A 3828-nucleotide genomic window follows, 5' to 3' on the forward strand; every position below is an offset into this window, starting at 1 on the left:
AATCACGTATATCGCTGTAAAAGCATAAATAAGTCAGATAAAGATAGAACAGAAATACTTAAACTCAAAACAAACAGAAGGAGAATGATCTATGACTGGGGAATGTAAATAATAGCCAAATATAAGATGGAGATGAGTTCTATGGGATTTAATACAGGAGAAATTGTAATAAGACTTAATAAAAAGTTATTTTAATTGGGACAATGTTGACACTTTTGCGGGGCAGCAAGTGCATCAAGCATTAATGGAGATTTCAAGGGGAATCCGATTGTTATTATTAAATCTAACGGGAATGAATTAACAATTAGTTCGGAAGGTGTACCAGCTTTTATCTATGATAATAGTACTGTAGTACCAATATCCGTTCTAAGAAACCTTGGGGCAACCGTGACATGGGATGCAAATACATATAGTGTTGATATCAGCACAACTGATTCAATAGTAAAGCAGCTTTTTGATGAAAAAATAGTGACTAGCGGCGAAAACGTTTTTTACATACAATAATCCATATCTCATGTTAAGGAGCGATATAGATTTTTTAACAGGAGATAATTCAAAAGTCTTAGATAAGCTTTTACGCGTTACGAGCACTACAGATGCAGAATCGGTAAAAGTCACTTTTATGAATAACCCACGAAAAGCAGAATCGGTAATACTATTTGATACGAGTGATGCAAAGCTTTATTCGAAGGGTGATATTTCATTAGAACAAATGGTTGATAAAATTAATGTTCAGGTTAATTATTTTCCGGTCAAGAACATTAAAGCATCCATTTCAAAAAATTGAAAAAGGCACAAATAATTTAAAGAAGGCTGCCGGTATTATCGGTAGCCTTCTTGTTTTTACGGGCAACAAAACGAAGGTGAAAATAAAGTAGAATAGTTAAATTAAAGAAATACTTGAGCAGCCGCGAGGACTCCTGTAAAGCATTGTTTGTGACGGATACCCATCATACCCGTCGGATGGCAATCCCGACGATCAGATGGGCATTAAAGCGGTTAGCAAAGTTGAAATCTTCAATGTTTATTTTCTGTACCTCCCCAACACGGCACCCGGTACTATATAGGAACTCAAGTAAAGCTCGTTCTCTAAGGGAGAGACAGGAAATCTTCAGATGAATCACATCTTCTTCAATCAAAAACTTCGGAATGCGTTTATCCATCTTTGGCTCTCTTAATTTCAGAGAGGGATTTGTTGTGAGGTAACTTTCTTCGTATGCAAAGCGAAACAGGGAGCGTATAAATCGGATACGGTGTCCCAGACTGCTTGGCTTTAGTCGTTCGGACTGCTTAGCCAAATATTCCTTCAGCAACTGTAGCGAGACCTCTGAAATTTCAAGATCACCTAGTCCGACAACCAGCATCTTTAGCTGCAAGGCGTATGCTTTTAATGTGTGTGGACTAAATCCTTGGATCCGTTTATCTGCTTCATACAACTTCCACAATTCACTTAAATTCATAATAAAAACCTCCCATTAGTCCTAATAAATCTAGGTTTGCAACAACTGGGAGGTTTTAAACAATTATATTGCACTAGCGTTCTGCGTTAGTGTAATCATGATGGGTCTAAGTATCTGGCTTATATCTCTCGATCATCTTCGACTATCCAGGAAAAATGATTTGCAATTGCCATTGTAATTTCTGATATTTCTTTCTGAAATGTATTATCAAGTTTCCAAGATACAGCTATTTCAATCAAGTTAATGTCTTTAACCCCTTCAAGTGAATTAATACCGTAGCCCCATTAGAATTAGCAGGAATACCCATAATCGTAATTTTTTCGCCACCAATTTCCTTAAAGAATTTCAGATGACTCTCCTTAGATAACTTTAGCTCTGAAATTAAGAACGCCTCTAATAAAGTCGCTTCAATTCTTTGAGAATGCGTTTCATCGGAAAAAATACTAATAAAATCGTACATGCTATTTCTCCAATTCAATGAGAGTTACTGCCCATCTCAGCCCAATTACTTAATTACAAAAGGGCAACTGCCGTCGTGTCTTTAGTGTGCTCTCGTGCTGCGGTTTGCTTATTGACTTGACCTTTTAATTATCAAAAGTAAGTTAAGTTCGTCTTCCAAATTTTTAACAAATTCAATTAATGATTCGAGTGAAATTATAAATCTAAAGCCCCTTTGTACGTCATGAATAGCTCCGTTTGTTCTGGAACTTTCAAATGTCCAAACCGTACAATGAATCCAGTCTTCTTCAGATGAGTTATTGAATTCTAACTCGTAATAAAACTCGAATGTTGAAATCTCCACTTTATTAAATATTTTCGTTGATTGCATTCCGCTAATGCTTGCTTTTAACTTCGAAAACATCAAATTAATTTCAAACAAATTTAAGGATGGATTTACTTCCGGATAGATACTATAAGATTCCTCAAATAGATTAATTTCAAAATCAATTGGAATCCAATTATTTATGTCATCCTCGTATTCAGTAATTAGTTTATTTCTCTTATGAAATGAAAGTATTAAACTTATCTTCCCTGATATATCCACCAATTTGGCCATATAACACCTCACAGGTATAAATCAATTTGAATTAACCACCATTAAAAACTCATTTCAATAATACCACATATTGGAACTATCCTGTCCGTTAGGTGAGTGAAAGGCTGCCAAACGTGCCGGCAGCCTCACCATTGTTGTGTATTAAACAAACGTTCACCGTAATAAGCAATCGTAATTATACATGCTCTAGAAAATTTTCTAAAGTTAATACCAATTGCCCATTACAATACTCTAATTTATGAATGCCGGTATTTGAAGCTGGGAAGGATTTATTTTTATTTGTCCATTCTAGTCCTTTTACAATATGATAAACGACATTTATTACCCCGCCATGTGAAACTATAATTACATTTTCAAGGTGATTCTTACTAGATTGCTCTTCACATAGCAGATGGAATGATTCTTCTATTCGTTTATAGAATTCCAGTGGACTCTCACCACCAGGATACCTTTCGTCCATCCGTAAACTTGAGAAATACAAGCCAGGAAATCGTTCATTTACTATTTCGTTGGGCATGCCAGCAATTACTCCATTATTCGTTTCTCTCCAATGGTTGCTACTTTCAACGGTTAAGTTCAAAAATCTAGCAATCTCATTTGCTGTGTCTAATGCCCGTTGCAAGTCACTGCTCACGATTCGATGTATTTGAAATATGCTTTGCTTCTGCTTAAGATAACAACCTAACTTTTCTGATTGCCTATAGCCTTCAACTATAAGCCCTCGTTGACTCCAGCCACCACGAAATCCTTCCTCGTCCATACCATGTCTTTACAAAATAAATAGCCATTAGTTCCTCCTGGGTTAAAGGGACATGTTAGTTCAAGCCCGGTTTTCATCACAATTCCAACACCAATATTAACACATATTGGAAGTATCCTGCCCATTACTTCAATAGATAACGGCAGCCGATAGTGTGCAGGCTGCCGTCAAGTCCATGATTGAACTAACGTTTCCGTTAGTTCAACGAATGATCATTCACCTGAATACTTGTTAGCCGTTATTGGATAATGGTAGATCTCAATATCCTCATCAATAAACCCTCTGCGTTGTGCAGCTAGTAGTGTTTCATACATATTCTTTCGCCCCACAGGATTATCTGTGTGTATATAAATTTTGCTGGCGCTTAAACCGTTCTCACAAAAGTATTTAACGAAATCATAACCATTACGCAATTCATTTCCATTCTCATCTTCACCTAAGTCATGGTCAAGTATAATGCTACATATAAACTAGACAGCAAAAAAGGAGTTTCTTAGTTGTATGACAGGTCCCAGAAGGAAGTTCAGCCCAGAGGAAAAAGCCCGGTTGGT

Annotated in this window: 6 protein-coding genes and 1 pseudogene; 2 read left to right on the forward strand and 5 right to left on the reverse strand. The window is 36.4% G+C overall.

The window, feature by feature from the left end:
- The first annotated feature begins 276 nt into the window (after positions 1-276).
- Positions 277-504, forward strand: a complete 228-nt coding sequence (locus tag FU659_RS39285; RefSeq protein WP_397357185.1) for a stalk domain-containing protein — start codon at positions 277-279, stop codon at positions 502-504.
- A 10-nt stretch (positions 505-514) separates the two neighbouring features.
- Positions 515-787 (forward strand): hypothetical protein, encoded by a 273-nt coding sequence (locus FU659_RS36170; RefSeq protein WP_187274617.1) that lies wholly within the window; start codon positions 515-517, stop codon positions 785-787.
- Positions 788-950: 163 nt separating this feature from the next.
- Here the strand turns inward: FU659_RS36170 and FU659_RS34495 are convergent, their stop codons facing one another.
- The 5 genes and pseudogenes from FU659_RS34495 to FU659_RS34515 all read right to left on the reverse strand — a co-directional run.
- A complete protein-coding gene (locus tag FU659_RS34495) occupies positions 951-1460 on the reverse strand; it encodes a tyrosine-type recombinase/integrase (RefSeq protein WP_261808244.1) in 510 nt (169 codons plus the stop codon).
- Positions 1461-1695: 235 nt separating this feature from the next.
- Positions 1696-1920, reverse strand: coding sequence for a hypothetical protein (locus FU659_RS34500; protein WP_147951669.1), 225 nt, complete (start codon positions 1918-1920; stop codon positions 1696-1698).
- 108 nt (positions 1921-2028) lie between these two features.
- Positions 2029-2517 carry a WapI family immunity protein gene (locus FU659_RS34505; protein WP_147951670.1) on the reverse strand — a complete coding sequence of 163 codons (489 nt, stop codon included), beginning with the start codon at positions 2515-2517 and terminating at the stop codon, positions 2029-2031.
- A gap of 175 nt (positions 2518-2692) precedes the next feature.
- The gene (locus FU659_RS34510) at positions 2693-3277 is read right to left on the reverse strand and encodes a histidine phosphatase family protein (protein ID WP_222708719.1); all 585 of its coding nucleotides are present in this window, start codon (positions 3275-3277) and stop codon (positions 2693-2695) included.
- 212 nt (positions 3278-3489) lie between these two features.
- A pseudogene (locus FU659_RS34515) lies at positions 3490-3729 on the reverse strand (cyclic-phosphate processing receiver domain-containing protein); the annotation flags it as partial.
- Between the last annotated feature and the right edge of the window lie 99 nt (positions 3730-3828).

The sequence above is a fragment of the Paenibacillus sp. N3.4 genome (genome assembly GCF_008017805.1).
GTDB lineage: Bacteria > Bacillota > Bacilli > Paenibacillales > NBRC-103111 > Paenibacillus_E.

What these genes read in the sequence shown, in the direction of transcription:
- FU659_RS36170 (WP_187274617.1), top strand. Translation starts at nt 515, where the DNA reads ATGTTAAGGAGCGATATAGATTTTTTAACAGGAGATAATTCAAAAGTC.
- FU659_RS34495 (WP_261808244.1), bottom strand. Translation starts at nt 1,460, where the DNA reads ATGAATTTAAGTGAATTGTGGAAGTTGTATGAAGCAGATAAACGGATC.
- FU659_RS34500 (WP_147951669.1), bottom strand. Translation starts at nt 1,920, where the DNA reads ATGTACGATTTTATTAGTATTTTTTCCGATGAAACGCATTCTCAAAGA.
- FU659_RS34505 (WP_147951670.1), bottom strand. Translation starts at nt 2,517, where the DNA reads ATGGCCAAATTGGTGGATATATCAGGGAAGATAAGTTTAATACTTTCA.
- FU659_RS34510 (WP_222708719.1), bottom strand. Translation starts at nt 3,277, where the DNA reads ATGGACGAGGAAGGATTTCGTGGTGGCTGGAGTCAACGAGGGCTTATA.